Here is a 23,184-nt window from a genome sequence, read left to right as displayed (position 1 = left end):
GGTATTAATCCCGGTTTCCCGAGGCTATCCCCTAGTACAAGGCAGGTTCCTCACGCGTTACTCACCCGTCCGCCGCTAAGAAATATATATTTCCACCCGAAGATTTCTTTATATATTCTTCGCTCGACTTGCATGTGTTAGGCACGCCGCCAGCGTTCGTCCTGAGCCAGGATCAAACTCTCATAAAAAAGTTTTACCTGTCTTAATAATTTTTAATTAAACTCAAGGATTGTTTCACGCTGTTCAATTGTCTAAGTTCAACACTGACTTTCTTAATATATCATCTTTTTCTACATTTGTCAACATATTTTTTTCGTTGTTTTTAAAGCAAATCAGCCAGACAACAATATTAGATTATATATGCTATACTATCATATGTCAATACTTTTTATGATTTAATTTAATGTTTTTTCTAATTCTTTTCTAAATTTTTCAATAACTCTCTTTTCAATTCTTGAAACAGTCATTTGAGAAATGCCTAAACTCTTGGCTATAGCAACTTGTGTTTTTTTATTAAAATATCTATCTACAAGAACTTTCTTTTCCATATCATTTAATTTTTCCATGGTCTTCATTACAAAATCATTGTTTTCTATTTTACTAAAATATATATCATCCTCTCCAATTAATTCTGCTAAATTTATATCCTTGTCATCATTGTTGGAATCATAAGTTAAATCTAGGGACTGAGGTGTATATACTTTGCTAGCTTCCATAGCTTCCAAAACTTCTTCTTCTGTACAATTTAAATATTCTGCAATATCTCCTACTGTAGGAGAACGTTGTAGTTTCTGACTGAGTACTACTTTAGAATTGTTTATTTTTTTTGAAAGTTCTTGTATCCTTCTAGGAACTCTTATAGTCCAACCTTTATCTCTAAAATACTTCTTTATCTCTCCTATAATAGTAGGTGTAGCAAAACTAGAAAATTCATAGCCTTTATCTAAATCATATCTATCTATGGCGTATATTAATCCTATACAAGCTACTTGGTATATATCATCATATTCTATACCCCTATTTGCATACTTTTTAGAAAGTATTTCAGCAATATAGAGATGTCTTTTTATTAACTCTTCTCTTATAGTTATATCTCTAGTTTCTTTATAAATTTTAAACAAAGTCTTTGTATCAATATCTTCTATATTTGAATTTCCCTCTTTTTCATAATAACCTTGTTTAATCATTTATTACCATCCTCTATTTGTTTAATCATTTTAATTCCATCACTTGTAAACTCAACTTCATCCATTAGAGATTTGATTATTAATATTCCTAATTCTCTCTCTTTCGAATCTTCACATTTACTATCTATTTCTTCAGAAACATTTTTAACAGATATAACTAATTTTTCAATATATAACTCATATTCAATATCAAAATTATCCGATTTTCCCATTGCATTTATACAAGCCTCTGCTATGGCTACTTTTACATCTTCTATTTCCTCTATATTGAGTCCCGCCTGACTTGCTATAGAAGAAGTAGTAAGTCTTATAACTCCTACATAGCTTGGCTTATTTGGAATCTTAAGTGTAATTAAATCTCTTTCCATCTTTTTCACTCCTCAATTATGAAAACTTTATCTAATCCTGTTATATCAAACAATTTTCGTATATTAGATTTTAAATTGATAATTGTAATATGATTCTCACTTTCTCTTACTTTTTTAAGTATACTTATTAAAACTCCAAGCCCTGTGCTATCGATATAATCCAATTTTTCACCATCTATCAATATATTTGAATTTTTCTCTTCTAATGATTCAAATAATATTTCTTTTATCTTTGGTGAAGTATATATATCTATCTCTCCTATAGGACTTATAACCCAAGTATTTTCTTTTTCATTAAATTTTATTTCTATATCTAATGACATAAATTATCCCCTCCTTTTAACTAAATCAATCTAAACTAATTTTATAATAATTTGGAAATAAAGTAAAGTAATTCACTAGGTTTTCTCATGTAAAAAAATCCTCATATTTTTCAATATGAGGATTTTTTCTATTCTCCAATATATTTAGCTACAGCTACTACTTTATCTTCTCCTTCAATTCTCATCAAAGTTACACCTTGGGTATTTCTCCCCATTTCTGAAACACCTTCAACGCTAAGTCTTATAATTATCCCTGCCATTGATATAAGCATTATTTCATCACTCATATCTACTACTTTTGCAGAAACTAATGGACCAGTTTTATCTTTTACATGATAAGTCTTAATTCCTTTTCCACCTCTGGTTTGAGTTTTGTATTCTTCAAGGGAAGTCCTCTTTCCATATCCATTTTCACTTATTACCAATAGATATTTGCCTTCTTCTACCAAATCCATTCCCACTACTTGATCCTTTTCATTTAAATTTATAGCTTTAACTCCAGCAGCTGTTCTTCCCATTTCACGAACATCTTTTTCATGGAACCTTATTGACATTCCATCTTTAGTCACAAGTATGAATTCTCTATTTCCATGAGTTTTTCTCACACTAATAAGCTCATCATCTTCTTTTAAAGTAATTGCTATAAGACCATTTTTCCTAATATTCTTGAATTGTTCAAATCTTGTCTTTTTAACAATTCCTTTTTTAGTGACAAATACTAAATTACTTTCTGGATCATATTCTCTTATTGGTATGACTGCATTTATTTTTTCACTTCCACTTAAATTTAATAAATTAATTATAGCCATACCTTTAGATTGTCTTTTGCCTTCCGGTATCTCATATGCTTTCAGAGCAAATACCCTTCCTTCATTGGTAAAGAAAAGAATAGTATCATGAGTTGAAGTTATAAATAAATGTTCAACAAAATCTTCTTCTCTTGTAGTTATAGCCGTGATTCCACGTCCACCTCTTTTTTGGGTCTTATAGGTATCTTCAGGCAATCTCTTTATATATCCAAGATGAGTTAATGTAATAACTACATCTTCTTCTTCAATCATATCTTCAATATCAATCTCATCTTGGGATGGCATGATAGCTGTTCTTCTTTTATCCCCATATTTATCCTTTATATCCAATAATTCTTCTCTTATTATCTGATATATCAATCTGTCATTGGCAAGGATTTCTCTATATTTATTTATTTCTTTTATTAGTTCTTCATATTCTTCCTCAATTTTTTCTCTTTCTAATCCAGTAAGTCTTCTAAGTCTCATATCAAGAATAGCTTGGGCTTGTTTTTCTGAAAGTCCGAAACTAGTCATAAGTTTTTCTCTTGCAATACTTTCTTCTTTTGAACTCCTTATGATATTTATCACTTCATCTATATGATCAAGAGCAATTTTAAGTCCTTCTAATATGTGTGCTCTTTCTTCTGCTTTATTTAAATCATATTGAGTCCTTTTTATAATTATCTCTTTTTGATAATCCAAATAATGTCTTAGAACTTGCCTTAAATTAAGTATCTTAGGTTCATCATTTACTAAAGCAAGCATTATCACACCAAAAGTTTCTTGCATTTGAGTATGCTTATATAAATTGTTTAATACTACATTGGGATTTGCATCTCTTTTTAGCTCAATTACTATTCTCATACCTTCTCTATCAGATTCATCTCTTAAATCAGATATTCCTTCAAGCCTTTTATCCCTAACTAATTCTGCTATTTTTACAATTAATTTAGCTTTATTTACCTGATATGGAATTTCTGTAACTATTATTTTGTTTTTCCCTTTTTCATTGGTTTCTATTTCTGCTTTAGCTCTTATGATTATTTTGCCTCTTCCTGTTCTATAAGCAGATTTTATTCCTTCTTTTCCCATGATCATAGCTCCAGTTGGAAAATCAGGTCCCTTTATAATTTTCATAAGACTTTCTATATCTATATCAGGATTATCTATCATGGCAACAATTCCATCTATCACTTCTCTTAAATTGTGAGGAGGAATATTTGTAGCCATACCAACAGCAATACCAGAAGAACCATTGACCAATAAATTTGGAAATCTACTTGGAAGTACTACAGGTTCTTTTAAAGATTCATCAAAATTTGGTCTATAATCTACTGTTTCTTTGTTTATATCTCTAAGCATTTCTACAGCAAGTTTTGTCATTTTTACTTCCGTATAACGCATAGCAGCAGCACTGTCGCCATCTACAGAACCAAAGTTTCCATGACCATCCACAAGAGTGTATCTTATATTAAAATCTTGGGCAAGTCTCACCATAGCATCATATACTGATGTATCTGAATGTGGATGATACTTACCTAAAACATCACCGACAACTCTGGCAGATTTTCTATACTGCTTATCTGGAGAAAGCCCAAGTTCATTCATAGCATAAAGTATTCTTCTATGAACAGGCTTAAGTCCATCTCTAACGTCAGGAAGTGCCCTACTGACTATAACACTCATTGCATAGTCTAAATAGGACTTTTTCATTTCTTCTTCAATATCTACTGATATAATCTTACTTTCTTCCTTGTCCATCATAAACCTCCTTAAAATCCAGTAAACAAATAATTTTTTTAACTACTATATGTCTAAATTCTTTACATATTTTGCATTAGTTTGTATAAATTCTCTTCTAGGTTTTACTTTATCTCCCATAAGCATTGTGAAAATTTCATCTGCTGCTATAGCATCCTCTAAATTTACTTTAAGTATGGTCCTAGTCTCCGGATCCATAGTAGTTTCCCAAAGTTGTTCTGGATTCATTTCACCAAGACCCTTATATCTCTGAACAGGATATTTTTTATCTCTTCCTATTTCATTCATTATATTATCTAATTGATTATCACTATAAGCATAATATATTTGTTTTCCCTTATTTACTTTGTATAGTGGTGGTTGTGCAATATAAATATGTCCTTCTTCAAGAAGTGGTCTCATATATCTGAAGAAAAATGTAAGCAGCAATGTTCTGATATGAGCACCATCTACATCCGCATCTGTCATGATAATTATTTTCCCGTATCTTAACTTTTCAATATTGAATTCACTTCCAATTCCACATCCAAAAGCAGTGATCATAGCTTTTATTTCTTCAAAACCAAGTATTCTGTCAAGTCTAGCCTTTTCAACATTCATTATTTTACCTTTAAGTGGAAGTATGGCTTGGTATTTTTTATCTCTTCCTTGCTTAGCACTTCCTCCAGCCGAATCCCCTTCGACTATAAAAATTTCAGTTTTATTTATATCATTTTCTTGACAATCTGCCAATTTTCCAGGAAGAGTTGTATTATCTAATATACTTCTCTTTCTAGTTAATTCCCTAGCCTTTCTTGCAGCTTCTCTCGCATGAGATGCTTTAAGGGCTTTTTCTATGATTATTTTCGCATCTTTTGGATTTTCTTCTAAAAATCTTTCTAGATTCTCAGAAACCAAACCATCTACTATCCCTCTTATTTCACTATTTCCAAGCTTAGTTTTGGTTTGACCTTCAAATTGTGGATTCATAAGTTTTACTGAAAGAACAGCTGAAAGTCCTTCTCTTGCATCTTCACCTTGAAGATTTTCATCTTTTTCTTTTAAAAATCCATACTTTCTTCCATAGTCATTTATGGCTCTTGTAAGAGCAGACTTAAAACCACTTAAGTGAGTTCCACCTTCTTGAGTATTTATATTGTTGGCAAAAGTAAATGTGTTTTCTGAATAGCTATCTGTATATTGCATAGCTAACTCTACGGTACAAGAATCTCTTTCACCTTCAAAATAAATTATATTTTCATGAATAGGAGTTTTATTTCTATTTACATACTCTACAAAGGCTTTTATTCCACCTTCATAGTGAAATACTCTTTTTTTATTATCTCTTTTATCTTCTAATTGAATTTTTATACCCTTATTTAAAAAAGCCATTTCTCTAAGTCTAAATTCTAGAGTATCAAAACTAAAATTAACTTCATCAAATATTTCATCATCTGGTTTAAAAGAAATAGTAGTTCCAGTTTCATCTTCGTCTACTTCTCCTATGATTTCTAGTTCAGTAGTAGCTATTCCTCTTGAAAATCTTTGTCTATATATTTTCCCATTTCTTTTAACTCTTACTTCAAGCCATTCAGAAAGAGCATTTACTACAGATATACCTACACCATGAAGTCCTCCAGATACTTTATAAGCTCCATTGTTGAACTTTCCTCCAGCATGAAGTATGGTGAGAACTGTTTCTACGGTAGATTTTCCAGTTTGCGGATGAGTTTCAACAGGAATACCACTTCCATTATCTTCTACAGTTACAGAAAGATCTTCATTTATGGAAACTAGAATAGTATCACATACACCAGCCAACGCCTCATCTATACTATTATCTACTACTTCATAAACCAAATGATGAAGACCTTTAGGACCGGTACTTCCTATATACATTCCTGGCCTAAGTCTTACTGGTTCTAATCCTGTAAGTACTTGAATCTGGTCTGCTGTATATTTTCTTCCGTTGTTTTCTTTGGCCATCAATTTGTACCCCCAATCTGTGTTTTAAAATTCATATTATTGTTATTTCTTTTAAATAGAGTGGATGAAGATATACTTGATGTATAAATTATATCTTTTTCTTCTCTATGAATTAAAATATAGGTTTTTACTTCTTTATCATCAGTTTTATATAAATATCCTTTTTTCCTTATGTTTTCAATATATATTTTAGTATCTTCTGATTCTAAAACAGATTTGCTATCTATTATTGCAACAATTTCTTTAACAGGTATAGTTAAATTTTTCCCTATATGAAGAAACATCGTATCTAGCTCCTTTTTTTAAATTACTTTTCCATTTTCTATATAAAATATTCTTTTATCGAGTCCTTCAAATTCCTTTAAGTCAATAGTATCAGTAGAAGTGATTATAATTTGCAATTCTTTAAAAGTATCTAACAAATATTTTCTTCTATTGCTATCAAGCTCCGAAAGTACATCATCTAATAACAATACTGGAGAATCTCCTTTTTCTTCTTGTATAAGATCTATCTCTGCCAATTTCATAGATAATATAGCTGTTCTTTGTTGTCCTTGAGAAGCAAATATTTTAGAATCTATATCATTTATATATATTTCTATATCATCTCTATGAGGTCCCGTTTCTGTGTTTCCTCTAAACACATCACTTTTTAAATCTTTTTTTAGTTTTTCCTTAAAACTCTTTTCAATCAATTTTTTATTTTTAGAAGATATATCTACATTGGATATATATTTTAAGAACAATTGTTCTTCTCCATTGGTTATACTTTCATGAATTCTATTAGCTATAATAGATAACTTTTCTGTGAATTTTATCTTTTCCATTAAAATATCTGTACCTATCTTGGCCAATTGGAAATCAAATATTTCTATCAATTGCCTATTTTCTTCAATATTTTTAGTGTTTTTAAGAAGATTATTTCTTTGGAGAAGAATTTTATTGTATCTATTTAAATTGTATTTATATACAGGTTTTAATTGTGATATTTCTCTATCTAAAAAATTTCTTCTCTCATAAGGGCCATCTTTTATTATTTTCAAGTCTTCAGGAGAAAATATAACTACATTCAATCCACTGAAAAGTTCTCTGTTTTTTTCAAGTTCTATTTTATTTATTCTTATCCTTTTAGGTTTATCTGTTTCCATTTTTATTTCTATAAATTTATCTACATCTTTTCCTATTATTTTAGCTCCTACATAGCATTTATCTTTTTTAAAATTTATCATATCTTTGTCTCTATTGGTACGAAAAGATTTTCCGAAAGAACAAATATATATAGATTCCAATAAATTTGTCTTTCCCTGTGCATTTTTCCCTAAAAATATATTGACTCTGCTGTTAAAATCTACATCTACTTTCATATAATTTCTAAAATTTATAAGACTAATACCCTCTACATACAATTATAACACTCCTTAAGCAAGGCCCATAATATTATATCACAACAAAATCATCTACATCTTTTATTTTTATTTTATCTCCCCTTCTTATTTTTTTTCCTCTTTCCGTAACCACTTCTCCATTTATTTCAACTTTTTTCTCTTCTATCAATATCTTTCCTTGGCCTCCTGTTTGCACTACACCTATATATTTTAAAAATTGATCAAGTTTTATATATTCAGTATCAATTTTAATTTTTTTCATATTTTATACCTCTTCTTTCTAATAGTCATCCTTGGCAAGTCTTACTGGCAATACCAAATAAGTATAGTTTTCTTCTCCTAGCGGTTTTATTATACAAGGATTTAAACTTCCCATAAAAGACATTTCTACTTCTTCCACATCTATGGCTTTTATTCCATCTATTATATATTTTGAATTAAAGGCAATTTTTACATCTTCTCCGTTTATCTCCACTGGCAATTGTTCATTTACATTTCCTATTTCAGAATTAGATTTTATTATAATTTTATCTTCGATTACATTTAACTTTACAAGATTAGCTTTTTCTTCTTTAGCTAAAAGCGAAGCTCTTTCCAAACTATCTTGAAGTTCTTTTCTATTTACTTTAACTTTAGTTTTATGTTCTTTCCTTATAATGTCCTTATAATTTAAAAATTGACCTTCCAACAATCTTGAAAATACCACAGTGTCACCTAAGTTAAAAACTATATGTCCAGGAGTTAAAATAATTTTTACATCATCTTCTTCATCTTCAAGTATTTTGTTTAACTCATTTAAAGTTCTTCCTGGAACTACTACTTTCATATTTTCATTTGAATTTACTTTAATATTTTTTAAAGCTAATCTATATCCATCAAGAGCTACAAAAGATGCATCATTGCCATTTACTTCAAATAATACACCTGTAAGAATTGGTCTTGTCTCATCTTGAGTTGTAGCAAAAACTGTTTGTCTTATAGTATTTTTTAACAAATCTTTAGGTACGTTTATTGTTAATTGGTCTATTAATGTAGGCAATTCAGGATATTCTACAGATGAGTTTCCTATTAAATTAAATTCTGAACTTCTACAACTTATATTCATCTTATTTTCATCCGTACTTATTTCTATTAAATCACTTGGCAGCTTTCTTACTATATCTCCAAATAATCTAGAATTTATAACTATAGAACCTTCTTCATAGATATTTGCATCTATATAAGATTCTATTCCTATTTCTAAATCCGTACCTGTAAGTTTAAGCTTTCCATCATTTGCTTCCAATAAAATTCCATCTAATATTGGTAAAGTTGTTTTACTAGAAATACCTTTTTGAACTATATTTACATATTTAACTAATTTGTTTTGTTCTATTTGTATTCTCAATTGAAAATTCCTCCTTTTTTAGATGTTTACATAGAGATAGAATGATTAAAATACATTAGTAATAGTAGTAGGGGCTGTTTATATGTGGATAAGTGTGTTTAAAACTTATAATTTACAAATTTAAATGATTTAATAACATGTTGATAAGTTTTTTATTTAGATAAGATTTATCCACAGTAAAAAAACTAATTAAAAAACAATAAATATACACATTCTATTAACAGCTTATCTACATTTTATTGTTGATTATTCTCCCTTTATTTGACTTATTACACTTTCTACTTTTCTTTTGAAGTTTGGATCATCTTCCATATCAGTTGATATTTTGTCACAAGCATGAATAACAGTAGTATGATCTCTTCCCCCAAATTCGTCCCCTATTTTTGGAAGTGATAAGTCTGTGAGTTCTCTACACAAATACATGGCTACTTGTCTAGGATGTGCAATAGATCTAGTTCTTTTTTTGGAATTGAAGTCTTCTATTTTTATATTGAATTCTTTAGAAACTGTTTCTTTTATTAAATCTACAGTTATTTCTCTGGGTTTGGAACTTGAAATAATGTCTTTTAGTGCTTCTTCTGCTAGTTCTACTGTTACTTCTTTGTTAGTCAAGGAAGAATATGCGACAATTCTTATAAGTGCTCCTTCAAGTTCTCTTATATTTGATTGAATTTTTGTAGCTATGTATAGCATTACATCATTTTCAACATTTATATTTTCTACTTTTGCTTTTTTCTTTAAAATTGCTATTCTAGTTTCTAAATCCGGTGGTTGTATATCTGCTATAAGTCCCCATTCAAAACGTGATCTCAGTCTATCTTCTAATGTAGGTATTTCTTTTGGAGGTCTATCACTAGATATTATTATTTGTTTATTTGCTTCATGGAGAGCATTAAATGTATGGAAAAATTCTTCTTGAGTTCTCTCTTTTCCAGCTATAAATTGAATATCATCGATTAAAAGCACATCTACATTTCTATATCTGTTTCTAAATTCATCATTTCTATCATCTCTAATTGAGTTTATAAGTTCATTGGTAAATTTTTCGCTAGATACATATACGACTTTGGATTGGGGATCTTGATTTAATATATAATGTCCAATGGCATGCATTAAATGGGTTTTTCCAAGACCTACGCCTCCATATATAAATAATGGATTGTATGCTTGGGCAGGAGCTTCAGCTACTGCTAAACTAGCTGCATGGGCAAATCTGTTGCTATTGCCGATAACAAAAGTGTCAAAGGTATATTTAGGATTTAGTTGTCCTCTGTTGGAGTTATCATTATTTTCTATAACAGAAGTTTGTCCTATATTTGTAGATATTTCTTCTCCTGGAATGATAAATTGTATATTATAGTCTTCGTTTGTTACTTGTTTTATTGCATTTTTTATGAGATTTAAATACCTTCCTTCTAATATACTTTTTGTAAATTCGTTTGGAGCAGCTAGAACGATATTGTCTTCTGAAATAGAGACAGGTTCAGTTGATTTAAGCCAAGTATTAAAACTAACTTCTGTAAGTTCTACTTTTATTATTTTTAAAGTAGCATTCCAAATACTCTCTAAATTAGAATTCATTTCAAACCTCCTATTTATTAAGAAATTATTGCCAATTATAAAATGTTTATAACTAAAATAAAAAGAAATAAAAAAATTATCAACAAAATTATCCACAGATAGTATGTGTTTGAAATTATTTTTTACAAAGAATCATAAAAAAAATTTTTGTGGATAAGCTATTGATAAAATGTGAATAATAAATGAATAGTATATATTTCTTATTTATCCACATGGTGTTGAAATAAAAATATGTGGATAAAGATTTTGAAAATAGCATGTTTTAAGAGATTCAAACTTATAAAAGATATGAATTATCCACATATTATCCACAAATTGTGAATAAGTGTGGAAAAGTTAATAAAAATTTATTTAATTCACATCCTCTTTTAATGATATCAAAAAAGTGGATAAGTATCAATGAAAAATATAAAGTTATCCACAATAAAAACAAGTTGTTAATTTTTATTTTGTTATTTATTATATGAACTAAAATTCTTGACATTAATTGTAGCTACAACTATAATCAATAGTAGTATTTACGTTTTCTATATAGAGAAAACACTTGACTTTCACATATTTCTATTTAGATAGATGAAGGAGGGGTGTAGATTATGAAAATGACTTATCAACCAAAAAAGAGACAAAGAAGTAAAGAACATGGTTTTAGGAAAAGAATGAGCACTAAACAAGGTAGAGAAGTTATAAGAAGAAGAAGAAGAAGAGGCAGAAAAAGATTGACAGCATAAGGCCGCAGATAGGTGGCCTTTTATTTACATGTGGCATTTAAACTGATTTAAGGAGCATTGCAATGGATAAGAAGTACAAATTAAGAACTAATATTCAATTTAAAAGAGTTTATAGCAAGGGAAAAAGTTATGGAAATCGGTTAATGGTTCTCTACATTTGCAAAAATGGATTGGAATACAATAGGATTGGTTTTTCTGTGACGAAGAAAATTGGAAATAGTGTAGAGAGAAATAGAGTGAAAAGAAGAATGAGAGAAGTTTATAGATTGAACTATTATAAAATAAAGACAGGTTATGATTTGATATATTTACCAAAAAATATGGCTAAAGAGTCTAGTTATGATGAAATTGAAAGTGCAATGCTTCATCTTTTAAAGATTGCTCATTTGTTGAAGGAATAGGTGAAAAAAGTGAAGAAATTGGCGATAATGCTAATAAAGATTTATCAAAAAACTATTTCAAGATATCTTATTCCATATAGAAGTTGTCGATTTTATCCAACTTGTTCAGATTATACTATTGAAGCTATTGAAAAATATGGTTTTTTTAAAGGCGGATTTATGGGTTTTAAAAGAATATTAAGATGCAATCCGTTTAATCCTGGAGGATATGATCCGGTAAAGTGATAGGGGGTTAATGAATGTCAAAATTTTTTGCAAAACCTTTAGGTGCACTTTTGAAACTTGTATATGATTTAGTTTCCAAAGCTGGTGCTGAACCTAAGTACATTTCTTTTTATGCTGTTGCCATAATACTAACTACTATTATATTTAAGTTTATATTACTTCCTATTGGACTTAGTCAAACAAAGTCCATGAAAAAAATGCAAGATATTCAACCGAAATTGAAAGAAATGCAAGATAAATATAAAAATGACCCACAGACCATGCAAGCAAAAACTATGCAGGTGTATAAAGAAAACAAAGTAAATCCATTTTCTGGTTGTCTAATACTGATAATTCAATTGCCAATAATATTGGGATTTTTTAATGCACTAAGAGATCCTGTAACTTATGTATTTAAGAGTAAAGAAGTTTATGCAGCTTTAAGCAAGACATTTTTATGGATTACTGATTTAGAACAACCTGATCCATATTTATGGGGGTTGCCATTGATAGCCGCATTGACAACTTATATATCAAGTTTAACTATGAATACTGGTCAAAATATTGATCCTCAGGCTCAAGCTACTCAGAAAACTATGAATATTATTCTTCCATTTATGATATGGTGGGCAGCTAGATCTTTTCCAGCTGGTTTAGCTTTGTATTGGGTGGTAAGCAACATATTCCAAATAGTACAACAAATAATTTCTAATAGGTCTTTGGGTAAGATTAAGGAGGAATAAAACTGACATGAGGTCTGTTGTTAAAGTATCTAAAACGATAGAAGATGCTATTGAAGAAGCTGTGAGAGAGTTAGGTGTTGATAGGGAAGATGTATATACTGAGATTGTCGAAGAACCAAGTAAAGGTTTGTTTGGACTTATTGGAGCTAAGGATGCCAAAGTAAAAGTTACTGTTGTAAGCGATCCTGTAGAAATTGCAGAAAACTTTATAGATATGCTTATGAATAGTATGGGAATTAGTGCAAGAAGTAGTGTTAAGAGAAAGAATTCTACATTATATGTTGATATAGATGATATAAGTTCTACAGATATGGGTATTCTAATAGGTAGGAGAGGAAATACCTTGGATGCAGTTCAATATTTATTGAGTTTAATAATCAATAAAGATAGAGAGAATTATATTAAGGTATTGGTAGATACTAAAGGTTATAGAAAGAAAAGAGAAGAAACATTGATTAGACTTGCTCATAAAATGGCTGACAAAGCTAAATACAGCAAAAGACCTGTGAGACTTGAACCTATGAATCCTTATGAGAGAAGAATTATTCATTCGGCACTTCAAAATGTTGAAGGTGTAACAACTCACAGTGAAGGTGAAGAACCTTATAGAAGAGTCGTAATAGAATCTAACTAAACCCAGTATTATACTGGGTTTCTATTATATTAGAGGCAGGTGAAATAAATTGGATACTATTGCTGCTATTTCAACAGCTATGGGAGAAGCGGGAATTGGCATAGTTAGAATGAGTGGAAAAGAATCATTAAGTATAGCAAGTAGTGTTTTTAAAGGAAAAACCATAGAAAATCTCAAAGAAGCAGTAAATAGAAGACTTACTTATGGCCAAATATATGATCCAGAAGATGAAACTGTTGTAGATGAAGTTTTGATAGTTTATATGAAAAAACCTCAGACTTATACAAGGGAAGATATTGTTGAAATATATTGTCATGGTGGAGTAATTGCTGTAAAAAAGATATTAGAAATTTTGCTTAAGAATGGTGCTAGATTAGCTGAACCTGGAGAATTTACAAAGAGGGCTTTTTTGAATGGTAGATTAGATTTATCTCAAGCAGAGGCTGTAATAGATTTAATAAAAGCTAAAACTGATAAAAGCTATAGTGTTTCTTTAAATCAACTTGAAGGTAGTCTTTCAATTAAAGTAAATGAAATAAGAAATATATTGCTTAATATGTTGGCTCATATTGAGGTCTCTATTGATTTTCCAGAAGAAGATGTTGAAGAAGTAACATATGATGAATTGCTTAAAGATTCTCAAAAGGTGTTAGAAGAAATAGATAAACTTTTAAGTACAGCTGAAAGAGGTAAAATTCTTAGGGAAGGTTTAAATACTGTAATACTTGGAAAACCTAATGTTGGGAAATCGTCTCTTCTTAATGCAATACTTAGAGAAAACAGAGCTATAGTGACAGATATACCTGGTACTACAAGGGATATAATTGAAGAATATGTGAATATAGAAGGAATACCTTTGAAAATTATTGATACGGCTGGAATTAGGGATACAGAAGACTTGGTTGAAAAATTAGGGGTTGATAGGGCTAAAAATGTAGTAGAAAAAGCCGATCTTATAATAGCGGTATTTGATGCTTCAAGAAGTTTGACTAAGGAAGATGAAGATATTATAAATATAGTTAAAGAAAAAAGATCAATTGTACTTTTAAATAAAACTGATTTGCCTAATGAATATGATGTGGAGGAGCTATCTAACTATATTCCAGATAAAAAAATAATTTCTACATCTATAGCTAATGGTGAAGGAATTGAAGAATTAGAAAAAACTATTGTAGATATGTTTTATAGTGGAGAAGTAGAATTATCTGGAGAAGCTATTGTGACTAATATGAGACATACAGATATGTTAAATAGAGCGAGAAAGAATATAATAGATGTAATATCTGGGATTGAGATGAATGTTCCCCTTGATTGTATAGAAGTAGATGTGAAGAATTGTTGGAATTACTTAGGAGAAATATCAGGAGAAACAGTTTCAGAAGATATATTGGATAAGATTTTTTCGGAGTTTTGTATAGGTAAATAGTTGAGATGGGAGGAATTTTTTGAAAGATGGAGGAGCTTAAAAAATACGTAGGAGGAGACTATGATGTCATTGTCATAGGAGCAGGACATGCAGGATGTGAAGCAGCACTAGCAAGTGCACGAATGGGTATGAAAACATTGATGCTAACTATGAGTTTGGATTCCATTGCTCTTATGCCTTGCAATCCCAATATTGGCGGAACAGGAAAAGGCCATTTAGTCAGAGAAATAGATGCATTGGGTGGAGAAATGGCAATTAATATAGATAAATCATTTATACAAAGCAGGATGCTCAATACCTCAAAAGGACCGGCAGTACATTCTTTGAGGGTTCAAGCTGATAAAAATAAATATCATAGAGAAATGAAACGAGTTCTTGAAGATGAGAAAAATTTGACATTGCAACAAGGAGAAGTAGTAGAGATAATTGTAGAAGACAATGTAGTAAAGGGTGTAGAAACTAGAACAGGAGCTATTTATAATGGAAAGGCTGTAATCCTTTGTACGGGAACATATTTAAGAGGAAGAATATATATGGGGGAAGTAAATTTTGAGGGTGGACCAAATGGTTTGTTTCCCTCAAATATATTGTCAGAGGCCTTGAAAAAAATAGGGATAAAGCTTAGAAGATTCAAAACCGGTACTCCAGCAAGAGTTCATAGAGATAGTATAAATTTTGACGTCATGGAAGTTCAACCGGGAGATGAAGAAATAATACCTTTTTCATTTTTAAATATAGATAAAAAATTTGATATAGAGCAAGTACCTTGCTATTTAACTTATACAACGGCAGAGACTCATGAAATAATAAGAAAAAATTTAGATAGATCTCCTATGTATGCAGGAGTAATTGAAGGTGTTGGACCTAGATATTGTCCATCTATAGAAGATAAAGTTGTAAGATTTAGTGATAAAGAAAAACATCAGATATTTATAGAACCAGAGGGATTAGATACAAAAGAAATGTATGTTCAAGGGATGAGCAGTGCACTTCCTGAAGAAGTACAAAAGGAAATGTATAGAACTGTGATAGGTCTTGAAAATGTACAATTTATGAGGGATGCTTATGCTATTGAATATGATTGTATAGATCCAACCATACTTAAAAGTACATTAGAGTACAAAAATATATCAAATTTATTTTTTGCAGGACAAATAAATGGTTCTTCAGGTTATGAAGAAGCAGCAGCTCAAGGACTTATAGCTGGAATAAATGCAGTACAAAATATAAAAGGGAAAGAACCATTTACGTTAGATAGATCAGAAGCCTATATAGGAGTTTTAATAGATGATTTAGTGACAAAAGGGACCAATGAACCCTATAGAATGATGACTTCAAGAGCTGAATATAGACTTATACTTAGGCAAGACAATGCAGATTTGAGATTGACTGAAAAAGGATATAAAGTAGGATTAGCTAGTGAGGATAGATACAAAAAAGTATTATATAAAAGAGAAATGATAGAAAAAGAATTGAATAGGCTGAAAAAAACTAAAGTAACTCCTATAGTTACAGTAAATAATATTTTAGCAAATTTGGGTAGTGCAGAATTAAAGACTCCTATTAGTTTATATGATTTAATAAAAAGACCTGAATTAGGATATGAAACTATAAGTAAATTAGATGAAGAAAGAGTAGAATTGCCAAGAGAGATACGAATTCAAGTAGAGATTCAAATAAAGTACGAAGGCTATATAAAAAAGCAAATGGCTCAAATAGATCAGTTTAAAAAGCTTGAAGAAAAGAAATTACCTGAAGATATAGATTATGTTGATGTAAAAGGATTAAGTAATGAAGCCAAACAAAAGTTAAATGATATAAGACCAGATTCTGTAGGTCAGGCTTCTAGAATATCTGGGGTTTCACCAGCAGATATAAATGTACTTTTAATTTATCTTGAACAAAAAAGAAGAATTAGGAGTGGCAAAAATGACTAATGTAAAAACATTAATTGAAGGATCAAAAGAACTGAATATAGATATAAATAAAGAAAATATAAATAAGTTTATACTTTATAAAGAATTGCTTTTAGATTGGAATCAAAAGATAAATATAACGGCCATAGAAGATGATGAAGAAATAGATATAAAGCATTTTTTAGATAGCTTAACTCCTCTAAAGACGAAATTATTTGAGAGAAATGTAAAAGTAATTGATATAGGTACTGGTGGAGGATTTCCTGGTATCCCAATAAAAATAGTTAAAAAAAATGTGGACATGGTATTGCTTGATAGTTTAAATAAAAGAATTATGTTTTTAAATGAAGTCATAGACAAATTAGAACTTAAAAACATAGGAACTATTCACGGAAGAGCTGAAGATTTTGGCAAAAATAAAATATATAGAGAAGTTTTTGATGTAGCTATTTCAAGAGCTGTAGCACCACTAAATATTTTATGTGAATATTGTTTGCCTTTTGTGAAAGTAGGAGGTTTTTTTGTATCTATGAAAGGAAAAGATGTAGAAGAGGAGATAGAAAGTTCAAAAAAAGCTTTAAAGATATTAGGAGGAGAAGTAAAAGATAAAGTATTAGTTGAAATTCCAAATAGCAATATAACACATAGTTTGATAATTATAGAAAAGATAAGCAAAACTCCGACAAAATACCCTAGACAAGCTGGTAAGCCTAAGAAAAATCCGTTGTAATCTACATAATAATGTTGAACGATTTATTGAAAAATAAGAAGGAAGATTTAAAATTCTATAGAATATTAATAGTAAGTCAAAGTCCAAGAGGAGAGGGATGAAAGATGAAAGACATACAAACAGAAATTAAATATATACCTATAAAATCTATAAAGCCTAATCCTTATCAACCAAGAAAAGATTTTAATAGACGAGCGTTAGAAGAACTAAGTCAATCTATAAAAACATACGGTCTCATACAACCAATAAGTGTTAGAAAATTGTGCAATGAAAGTTATGAACTTATAGCGGGGGAAAGAAGGCTTAGAGCTTCTGAAATAGCTGAGTTAGATGAAATACCTGCAATTATAGTAGATTATAAAGATAAAGACTCAGCCATGATTGCTTTAATAGAAAATCTACAAAGGGAAAATTTGAGCTATATAGAAGAAGCTGAGGGATATTACAATTTGATAAATGATCATGGATTTACACAACAAGAATTGGCAGAAAAACTTGGGAAAAGCCAATCTACTATTGCAAATAAATTGAGAATATTGAAATTGCCTGAAGATGTGAAAAAGACTTTGATAGAAAATAAATTGTCAGAAAGGCATGCTAGAGCTCTTCTGAAGCTTCCAGATGATGAAATGAAAAGAAAAACATTAGAAAAGATTATAAATAATGATTTTACAGTCAAGAAGACGGAAAAACTGATAGATGATATTTTAGATGATTTAATAAAAAAGGATGAGCCTGAAGTTAGTCAAAATATAAAAGGACATATAAATTTTAAAATTTATTTAAATACATTGAAGAATGCTTACAATGCTATATTAGATAGTGGTGTTGAAGCAAAATATGCAGAGAAAGATATGGGAGAGTATGTAGAAGTAGTTGTTAAAATTCCAAAAAGATAGTCATTTTCTCACTTCATATTTTTAGTAGGTAATATTACCTACTATTTTTTTGTTCTACTATATTATTTATTTAATGTATAATAGAAATATAAAAAGTATTTGGGAGTGAGAAAAATGACTAAAGTAATTTCAGTATTTAATCAAAAAGGTGGTGTGGGAAAAACTACAACAGTTGTAAATTTAAGTGCTGCCTTAGGCAAAAAAGGTAAAAGAGTTTTAATAGTGGATATAGATCCTCAAGGAAATACTACTAGTGGATTAGGGGTAGATAAAAGGCAACTAAATTCTTCAATATATGATATACTTATAAATGAATTATCTATTGCAGATATATTGGTGGAAACTAGTTCTACAAATGTATTTTTAGTTCCATCAAATGTGGAGTTGGCAGGAGCTGAAGTAGAGCTTATAGGACTTAATAATAGAGAAACTAGATTGAAAAATGCATTAGAAAACATAAAAGACAAATATGATTATATTTTTGTTGATTGTCCACCTTCTTTAGGAATACTTAGTATCAATGCTCTTACAGCTTCGGATAGTGTTTTAATACCTATTCAGTGTGAGTACTATGCACTTGAAGGAGTAAGTCAATTAATGGATACAATAAAATTAGTTAAGAAAAGTTTAAACAAAGATTTAGAAGTTGAGGGTGTTGTTTTAAGTATGTTTGATGGAAGGACAAACTTATCTATTCAGGTAGTAGATGAAGTAAAAAGGTATTTTAAAGGAAAAGTATATGGAACTATAATTCCTAGAAATGTAAGACTGGCAGAAGCTCCAAGTCATGGACTTTCAGTTATGGATTATGATCCAAAATCAAAAGGAGCTGAAGCCTATGAAGAATTGGCAGAGGAGTTTTTAGAGTGGTCTGAGGAGGAATTTTAAATGGTGGTTAAGAAAAAAGGACTTGGAAAGGGATTATCTGCACTAATACCAGATGAACCTATAGAAGATTTTATCAATTTTGATGAAGAAAAAGACAATATATTAAATATTGAGATCTCTCAAATAAAAGCTAACAAAAATCAACCTAGAAAAGAATTTGATGAAAAATCCTTAAAAGAATTGTCTGATTCCATAAAAACTTATGGTGTCATACAACCTATTATAGTTAGAAAAGTTGGGAAGAATTATGAAATTATAGCGGGAGAGAGAAGATGGAGAGCATCTAAATTAGCTGGATTAGAAGAAGTTCCATGTTTAGTAAAAAATGTAGAAGAATTTGAATCTATAAAAATGGCTTTGATAGAAAATATTCAAAGAGAAGATTTAAATTCCATAGAAGAAGCAAAAGCTTTTAGAGAATTGATGGATAATTACAATTTAACACAAGAAGAAGTATCCCAAATAGTTGGAAAGAGTAGATCATATATTGCAAATTCTATAAGATTGTTAAATTTAGATAAAAAAACTTTATATTATATAGAGGAAGGGAGTCTTTCTAGTGGACATGGCAGAGCACTTTTGTCTATAGAAGATGAAAATGAGAGATCAAAGATTGCAAATGAAATAATAAATAAAAAGCTCAATGTTAGAGATACAGAAGAATTAGCTAAAAATACAAAGAATAATAAAAAGCATGCTAAAAATGAAAAGGAAGAAATATATAGAGATCCTATAATTTTAAATTTAGAAGAAGAACTCATGACATATTTAGGGACGAAAGTTCAAATTGCCGAAGGTAAAAATAAGGGGAAAATTGAAATAGAGTATTATGGCGATGAGGACTTGGAGAGAATTTTGGAAACTATAATGAACAAATAATGTTTAACAAAAATGTTTCACGTGAAACATTTTTGTTTTAGATAAAAACAGAGGTGGAAGATGGAACTTAATATATACCAAGTAGATGCTTTTACTGAAAACCTTTTTGGGGGTAACCCTGCAGGAGTGGTTCCTGATGCTAAAAATTTAACTGATATTGATATGCAAAATATTGCAAGAGAAATGAATCTTTCTGAAACCGCTTTTATTGAAGAGTTGGACAAGGACAATTTTAAGGTCAGATTTTTCACTCCAAGATGCGAAGTGGATCTTTGTGGACATGCAACAATAGCTTCATTTTATCTGTTAGCTCAAAAACAATATATAATACCTATAGATAGCGGAATAAGAAAGTTATATCAGGAAACTAAAGCAGGTAAACTTTCAGTGGAGATTTATTACAAAAATTGTCAAGTAGATAAAGTATTTATGGAACAAGGTGAACCTAAATCTTTGGGTAGAATTGAAAACATAAAACCAATTCTTGAATCTTTCAGGATAGGAGAAGAAGATTTAGGGATAGGAACGGAATTTATATACCCAGAAATAATATCTACAGGACTACCAGATATAATACTTCCAATAAAAGATAAAGATATTCTTTATAATCTTTCCGTTGATTTTGAGAAACTAGAAAAGGTTTCAAAAAAATTAAGTGTAATAGGGGTTCATGCCTTTTATCTTCCAAAAGATGATTCGGATGTAGTTTATACTAGAAATTTTGCACCTGCTGTAGGAATAAATGAAGAAGCAGCTACAGGAACATCTAATGGAGCACTTATATATTATTTAAAGAAAAATAGATTGCTAAAAAAAGATGAAATAATATCTATGCAAGGTGAAACTATGAATAGACCAAGTGCTATTTATTGTAGCATTAAAAATATAAATAATAAATACATTGTGAAAGTGGGCGGGAAATCTAAAATTGTTCTGGAGGCAATAGTTAATATATGACCCTATCTGAAAGATAGGGTTTTTTTGTGTCTTTTTTTAACACAATGAATATTATATATATATCTATATGGAATTTAAAAAGGATGTGTTTATATGCTAGAATCGTTGTTTATAGTTGTAGCTATTTGTATAGATTCATTGGCAATAGGAATTGCTTATGGAATGAAAAAAATAAAAATACCTATAAAATCTCTTTTTATGATAAATATTATTTGTACAGGAATATTAGCTATAGCTATGTTTTTGGGGGATGTAGCTAAAAAATTTCTTCCTGGTCAATTGCCAACTATTATTAGTTTTTTAATTTTATTATTTATAGGGATATATTTTTTAGTAGAAGGTCTTATAAATTTTTTTGCTAACAAGAGCAAGGAATCGAAAAAGAAATTTGAAATAAAGTTTTCAAATGTGAAAATAATTATTGATGTAGTTGTGGATTGTACAAAAGCTGATATGAATCAATCTGGAGATATAGATTTAAAAGAGGCATTTTATTTAGGAATGGCATTGTCATTAGATGCTCTAGGAATAGGGTTTGGAAGTGCCTTGGGAAATATAAATTATATACAAGTATTAGTTCTATCTTTTATATTCAATATGGCAATTATTTTGATAGGATTGTTTCTAGGAGAAAAGATTGTTTCTAAATCTAAGATGGAATTTTCCTGGATTTCAGGACTCATACTTATTTTCTTGGCTTTATGCAAATTAAAAGCATAAAGCTTTTTTTGTCCCAAAATGTCGAAAGTTTTTTGGTAAAAGTTTTGAGAATAAGTGTAAGATTTCAAGTTTAAAGACATTAGTATATATGAAGGGAATAAGTAATAAAAGGAGGGATATCGTGGATTGTGATACATAAAAATATATAAGGAAAGGAGAAATTTTAAATGGCAATTATAATGAGGAGAATTATAACTTTATTATTGATTGGGATGATAAGTTCACTATCTATTCCTAAAACAGTTATAGCAGACAATATTGATGTAGTGGTGCCACTTTCAAGTGACTATTTTGTTTCAACAAATTTGAAAATAAAAGCAGAAACTAATGGAAAAATTCAAGTAAATGCGGAATTAACAGCTACAAAAAAAATGAAAAAACTTGGTTTTGAATATATAAAAATTCAAAAATATGAAAATGGAAGATGGAGTACAGTAGACACGTTGGATAGAGATGTATATGCATATGATTCTTCAATGAGTAATTATTTATTCACATATAAAGGGAAAGTTGGAGAACAGTATAGGGCTTTAGTGAAATTTTATGCTCAAGATAGCAATGGTTCAGATACTAAAATAGCAGTTTCAAACACTGTTACTGCAAAAAAATAAAACATATTGAAGGGAGTTGCTTATAATGAAAAAATATTTATTAATGCTTATGATTTTTATAATGGTGTTTACTTTTACCGGATGTAAATCTAGTACCTCAAGAGATAATAGTATTGAAACTTCTAAAGATTATATTCAATATGAGAATGACACATATAATTTTAGCCTTCAGTTGCCTAAATCATGGGAAGGGAAATACTATATAGAAGAGGTAAATAATGAGTTATATTTTTATCACAAGAATGATTTAGATGATGGAAGAAAAATTGAATTATTTACGCTGCATATTTCTAATACAAAAGAAGAATGGGAAGAACTACAAAAGCAATATGAAGATATATGTTTAATAGATAAAATATATGAAGATGAGCAAGGTATAATATCTATAACTTATCCTACTGATGTTCCTTATGGTGACGATGAGAAGGAATATTGTGAAGAGTACAACAAAATGGAAGATGATATTTCAAACATTCAAAAAAGTATAGATAGAATTAAATAAATTGAGGGATTTTTAAAAACATGACAAAATAAGAGCTAAATATAAAGCTCTTTTTTTGTCTCAATATGTAGAAAAAACTTTGATAAAAGGTTTAAAAATGAGTGTAAGATTTTAAGGTTGAAGATATTAGTATATATGAAGGGGATAGTTAATAAAGAGCTTGGAGGATTATGCAATGAGCTAAGTAATAGAAAAAAT

General features: G+C 29.5%; 25 protein-coding genes and 1 rRNA gene. 15 read left to right on the top strand and 11 right to left on the bottom strand.

Going from position 1 to position 23,184, the window contains the following annotated elements:
* The 11 genes from BUA21_RS12085 to dnaA form a co-directional block, all read right to left on the bottom strand.
* A 16S ribosomal RNA gene (locus BUA21_RS12085) occupies positions 1-188 on the bottom strand; the annotation flags it as partial.
* Positions 189-395: 207 nt separating this feature from the next.
* Complete coding sequence (locus BUA21_RS12080; RefSeq protein ID WP_072745092.1) at positions 396-1,187, bottom strand: SigB/SigF/SigG family RNA polymerase sigma factor; 792 nt, start codon at positions 1,185-1,187, stop codon at positions 396-398.
* A complete protein-coding gene (locus BUA21_RS12075) occupies positions 1,184-1,555 on the bottom strand; it encodes an ATP-binding protein (protein ID WP_072745091.1) in 372 nt (123 codons plus the stop codon). The genes BUA21_RS12080 and BUA21_RS12075 overlap by 4 nt, the downstream gene beginning before the upstream one ends.
* 5 nt (positions 1,556-1,560) lie before the next feature.
* The gene (locus tag BUA21_RS12070) at positions 1,561-1,878 is read right to left on the bottom strand and encodes an STAS domain-containing protein (protein ID WP_072745090.1); all 318 of its coding nucleotides are present in this window, start codon (positions 1,876-1,878) and stop codon (positions 1,561-1,563) included.
* A gap of 128 nt (positions 1,879-2,006) precedes the next feature.
* Positions 2,007-4,430, bottom strand: coding sequence for a DNA gyrase subunit A (gene gyrA / locus BUA21_RS12065; protein WP_084604287.1), 2,424 nt, complete (start codon positions 4,428-4,430; stop codon positions 2,007-2,009).
* A 45-nt stretch (positions 4,431-4,475) separates the two neighbouring features.
* Complete coding sequence (gene gyrB / locus BUA21_RS12060; RefSeq protein WP_072745088.1) at positions 4,476-6,395, bottom strand: DNA topoisomerase (ATP-hydrolyzing) subunit B; 1,920 nt, start codon at positions 6,393-6,395, stop codon at positions 4,476-4,478.
* Positions 6,395-6,679: an extracellular matrix regulator RemB gene (gene remB, locus BUA21_RS12055; protein ID WP_072745087.1), complete on the bottom strand. Its 285-nt coding sequence runs from the start codon at positions 6,677-6,679 to the stop codon at positions 6,395-6,397. Before remB ends, gyrB begins: the two co-directional genes overlap by 1 nt.
* Positions 6,680-6,697: 18 nt before the next feature.
* Positions 6,698-7,801, bottom strand: coding sequence for a DNA replication/repair protein RecF (gene recF / locus BUA21_RS12050; protein WP_072745086.1), 1,104 nt, complete (start codon positions 7,799-7,801; stop codon positions 6,698-6,700).
* A 31-nt stretch (positions 7,802-7,832) separates the two neighbouring features.
* Positions 7,833-8,042, bottom strand: a complete 210-nt coding sequence (locus tag BUA21_RS12045) for an RNA-binding S4 domain-containing protein (protein WP_072745085.1) — start codon at positions 8,040-8,042, stop codon at positions 7,833-7,835.
* 18 nt (positions 8,043-8,060) lie between these two features.
* Positions 8,061-9,167 (bottom strand): DNA polymerase III subunit beta, encoded by a 1,107-nt coding sequence (dnaN, locus tag BUA21_RS12040; RefSeq protein WP_072745084.1) that lies wholly within the window; start codon positions 9,165-9,167, stop codon positions 8,061-8,063.
* 246 nt (positions 9,168-9,413) lie between these two features.
* A complete protein-coding gene (gene dnaA, locus BUA21_RS12035; RefSeq protein WP_072745083.1) occupies positions 9,414-10,748 on the bottom strand; it encodes a chromosomal replication initiator protein DnaA in 1,335 nt (444 codons plus the stop codon).
* A gap of 593 nt (positions 10,749-11,341) precedes the next feature.
* Here dnaA and rpmH point away from each other — a divergent pair.
* The 15 genes from rpmH (at position 11,342) to BUA21_RS11960 (ending at position 22,986) form a co-directional block, all read left to right on the top strand.
* A complete protein-coding gene (rpmH, locus tag BUA21_RS12030) occupies positions 11,342-11,476 on the top strand; it encodes a 50S ribosomal protein L34 (protein ID WP_072745082.1) in 135 nt (44 codons plus the stop codon).
* Between the two features lie 62 nt (positions 11,477-11,538).
* Positions 11,539-11,877 carry a ribonuclease P protein component gene (gene rnpA, locus BUA21_RS12025; RefSeq protein ID WP_072745081.1) on the top strand — a complete coding sequence of 113 codons (339 nt, stop codon included), beginning with the start codon at positions 11,539-11,541 and terminating at the stop codon, positions 11,875-11,877.
* Entirely contained in the window at positions 11,878-12,102 is a 225-nt protein-coding gene (gene yidD, locus BUA21_RS12020) for a membrane protein insertion efficiency factor YidD (RefSeq protein WP_408641335.1), read from the top strand.
* A 14-nt stretch (positions 12,103-12,116) separates the two neighbouring features.
* The gene (locus tag BUA21_RS12015; RefSeq protein ID WP_072745079.1) at positions 12,117-12,824 is read left to right on the top strand and encodes a YidC/Oxa1 family membrane protein insertase; all 708 of its coding nucleotides are present in this window, start codon (positions 12,117-12,119) and stop codon (positions 12,822-12,824) included.
* Positions 12,825-12,831: 7 nt separating this feature from the next.
* Positions 12,832-13,458: an RNA-binding cell elongation regulator Jag/EloR gene (gene jag, locus BUA21_RS12010; RefSeq protein ID WP_072745078.1), complete on the top strand. Its 627-nt coding sequence runs from the start codon at positions 12,832-12,834 to the stop codon at positions 13,456-13,458.
* Between the two features lie 49 nt (positions 13,459-13,507).
* Positions 13,508-14,884: a tRNA uridine-5-carboxymethylaminomethyl(34) synthesis GTPase MnmE gene (gene mnmE, locus BUA21_RS12005; RefSeq protein WP_268801917.1), complete on the top strand. Its 1,377-nt coding sequence runs from the start codon at positions 13,508-13,510 to the stop codon at positions 14,882-14,884.
* A gap of 26 nt (positions 14,885-14,910) precedes the next feature.
* Complete coding sequence (gene mnmG / locus BUA21_RS12000; RefSeq protein ID WP_072745077.1) at positions 14,911-16,821, top strand: tRNA uridine-5-carboxymethylaminomethyl(34) synthesis enzyme MnmG; 1,911 nt, start codon at positions 14,911-14,913, stop codon at positions 16,819-16,821.
* Positions 16,814-17,530: a 16S rRNA (guanine(527)-N(7))-methyltransferase RsmG gene (gene rsmG / locus BUA21_RS11995; protein WP_072745076.1), complete on the top strand. Its 717-nt coding sequence runs from the start codon at positions 16,814-16,816 to the stop codon at positions 17,528-17,530. The genes mnmG and rsmG overlap by 8 nt, the downstream gene beginning before the upstream one ends.
* A 104-nt stretch (positions 17,531-17,634) precedes the next feature.
* Complete coding sequence (gene noc / locus BUA21_RS11990; protein ID WP_072745075.1) at positions 17,635-18,429, top strand: nucleoid occlusion protein; 795 nt, start codon at positions 17,635-17,637, stop codon at positions 18,427-18,429.
* Positions 18,430-18,543: 114 nt separating this feature from the next.
* Positions 18,544-19,317, top strand: a complete 774-nt coding sequence (locus BUA21_RS11985) for a ParA family protein (RefSeq protein ID WP_072745074.1) — start codon at positions 18,544-18,546, stop codon at positions 19,315-19,317.
* On the top strand, positions 19,318-20,196 hold the full coding sequence (locus BUA21_RS11980) for a ParB/RepB/Spo0J family partition protein (protein ID WP_072745073.1): 879 nt from the start codon (positions 19,318-19,320) through the stop codon (positions 20,194-20,196). It begins immediately after the preceding gene.
* 60 nt (positions 20,197-20,256) lie between these two features.
* Positions 20,257-21,153: a PhzF family phenazine biosynthesis protein gene (locus tag BUA21_RS11975; protein WP_072745072.1), complete on the top strand. Its 897-nt coding sequence runs from the start codon at positions 20,257-20,259 to the stop codon at positions 21,151-21,153.
* A gap of 93 nt (positions 21,154-21,246) precedes the next feature.
* Positions 21,247-21,873: a sporulation membrane protein YtaF gene (gene ytaF / locus BUA21_RS11970; RefSeq protein WP_072745071.1), complete on the top strand. Its 627-nt coding sequence runs from the start codon at positions 21,247-21,249 to the stop codon at positions 21,871-21,873.
* A gap of 167 nt (positions 21,874-22,040) precedes the next feature.
* Positions 22,041-22,484, top strand: coding sequence for a hypothetical protein (locus tag BUA21_RS11965; protein WP_072745070.1), 444 nt, complete (start codon positions 22,041-22,043; stop codon positions 22,482-22,484).
* Positions 22,485-22,509: 25 nt separating this feature from the next.
* Positions 22,510-22,986: a hypothetical protein gene (locus BUA21_RS11960; protein ID WP_072745069.1), complete on the top strand. Its 477-nt coding sequence runs from the start codon at positions 22,510-22,512 to the stop codon at positions 22,984-22,986.
* Positions 22,987-23,184 lie beyond the last annotated feature (198 nt).

Source organism: Sporanaerobacter acetigenes DSM 13106, assembly GCF_900130025.1.
Lineage (GTDB): Bacteria > Bacillota > Clostridia > Tissierellales > Sporanaerobacteraceae > Sporanaerobacter > Sporanaerobacter acetigenes.
The sequence above is the reverse complement of the archived record's forward strand: the minus strand, read 5'-3'. Positions and strand labels throughout refer to the sequence as shown.

Bases quoted from the DNA above. Each gene is read 5' to 3' on its own strand.
- BUA21_RS12080 (WP_072745092.1), bottom strand. From the start codon at position 1,187: ATGATTAAACAAGGTTATTATGAAAAAGAGGGAAATTCAAATATAGAA.
- BUA21_RS12075 (WP_072745091.1), bottom strand. From the start codon at position 1,555: ATGGAAAGAGATTTAATTACACTTAAGATTCCAAATAAGCCAAGCTAT.
- BUA21_RS12070 (WP_072745090.1), bottom strand. From the start codon at position 1,878: ATGTCATTAGATATAGAAATAAAATTTAATGAAAAAGAAAATACTTGG.
- gyrA (WP_084604287.1), bottom strand. From the start codon at position 4,430: ATGGACAAGGAAGAAAGTAAGATTATATCAGTAGATATTGAAGAAGAA.
- gyrB (WP_072745088.1), bottom strand. From the start codon at position 6,395: ATGGCCAAAGAAAACAACGGAAGAAAATATACAGCAGACCAGATTCAA.
- remB (WP_072745087.1), bottom strand. From the start codon at position 6,679: ATGTTTCTTCATATAGGGAAAAATTTAACTATACCTGTTAAAGAAATT.
- BUA21_RS12045 (WP_072745085.1), bottom strand. From the start codon at position 8,042: ATGAAAAAAATTAAAATTGATACTGAATATATAAAACTTGATCAATTT.
- dnaA (WP_072745083.1), bottom strand. From the start codon at position 10,748: ATGAATTCTAATTTAGAGAGTATTTGGAATGCTACTTTAAAAATAATA.
- rpmH (WP_072745082.1), top strand. From the start codon at position 11,342: ATGAAAATGACTTATCAACCAAAAAAGAGACAAAGAAGTAAAGAACAT.
- rnpA (WP_072745081.1), top strand. From the start codon at position 11,539: ATGGATAAGAAGTACAAATTAAGAACTAATATTCAATTTAAAAGAGTT.
- BUA21_RS12015 (WP_072745079.1), top strand. From the start codon at position 12,117: ATGTCAAAATTTTTTGCAAAACCTTTAGGTGCACTTTTGAAACTTGTA.
- jag (WP_072745078.1), top strand. From the start codon at position 12,832: ATGAGGTCTGTTGTTAAAGTATCTAAAACGATAGAAGATGCTATTGAA.
- mnmG (WP_072745077.1), top strand. From the start codon at position 14,911: ATGGAGGAGCTTAAAAAATACGTAGGAGGAGACTATGATGTCATTGTC.
- rsmG (WP_072745076.1), top strand. From the start codon at position 16,814: ATGACTAATGTAAAAACATTAATTGAAGGATCAAAAGAACTGAATATA.
- noc (WP_072745075.1), top strand. From the start codon at position 17,635: ATGAAAGACATACAAACAGAAATTAAATATATACCTATAAAATCTATA.
- BUA21_RS11985 (WP_072745074.1), top strand. From the start codon at position 18,544: ATGACTAAAGTAATTTCAGTATTTAATCAAAAAGGTGGTGTGGGAAAA.
- BUA21_RS11980 (WP_072745073.1), top strand. From the start codon at position 19,318: ATGGTGGTTAAGAAAAAAGGACTTGGAAAGGGATTATCTGCACTAATA.
- BUA21_RS11975 (WP_072745072.1), top strand. From the start codon at position 20,257: ATGGAACTTAATATATACCAAGTAGATGCTTTTACTGAAAACCTTTTT.
- ytaF (WP_072745071.1), top strand. From the start codon at position 21,247: ATGCTAGAATCGTTGTTTATAGTTGTAGCTATTTGTATAGATTCATTG.
- BUA21_RS11965 (WP_072745070.1), top strand. From the start codon at position 22,041: ATGGCAATTATAATGAGGAGAATTATAACTTTATTATTGATTGGGATG.
- BUA21_RS11960 (WP_072745069.1), top strand. From the start codon at position 22,510: ATGAAAAAATATTTATTAATGCTTATGATTTTTATAATGGTGTTTACT.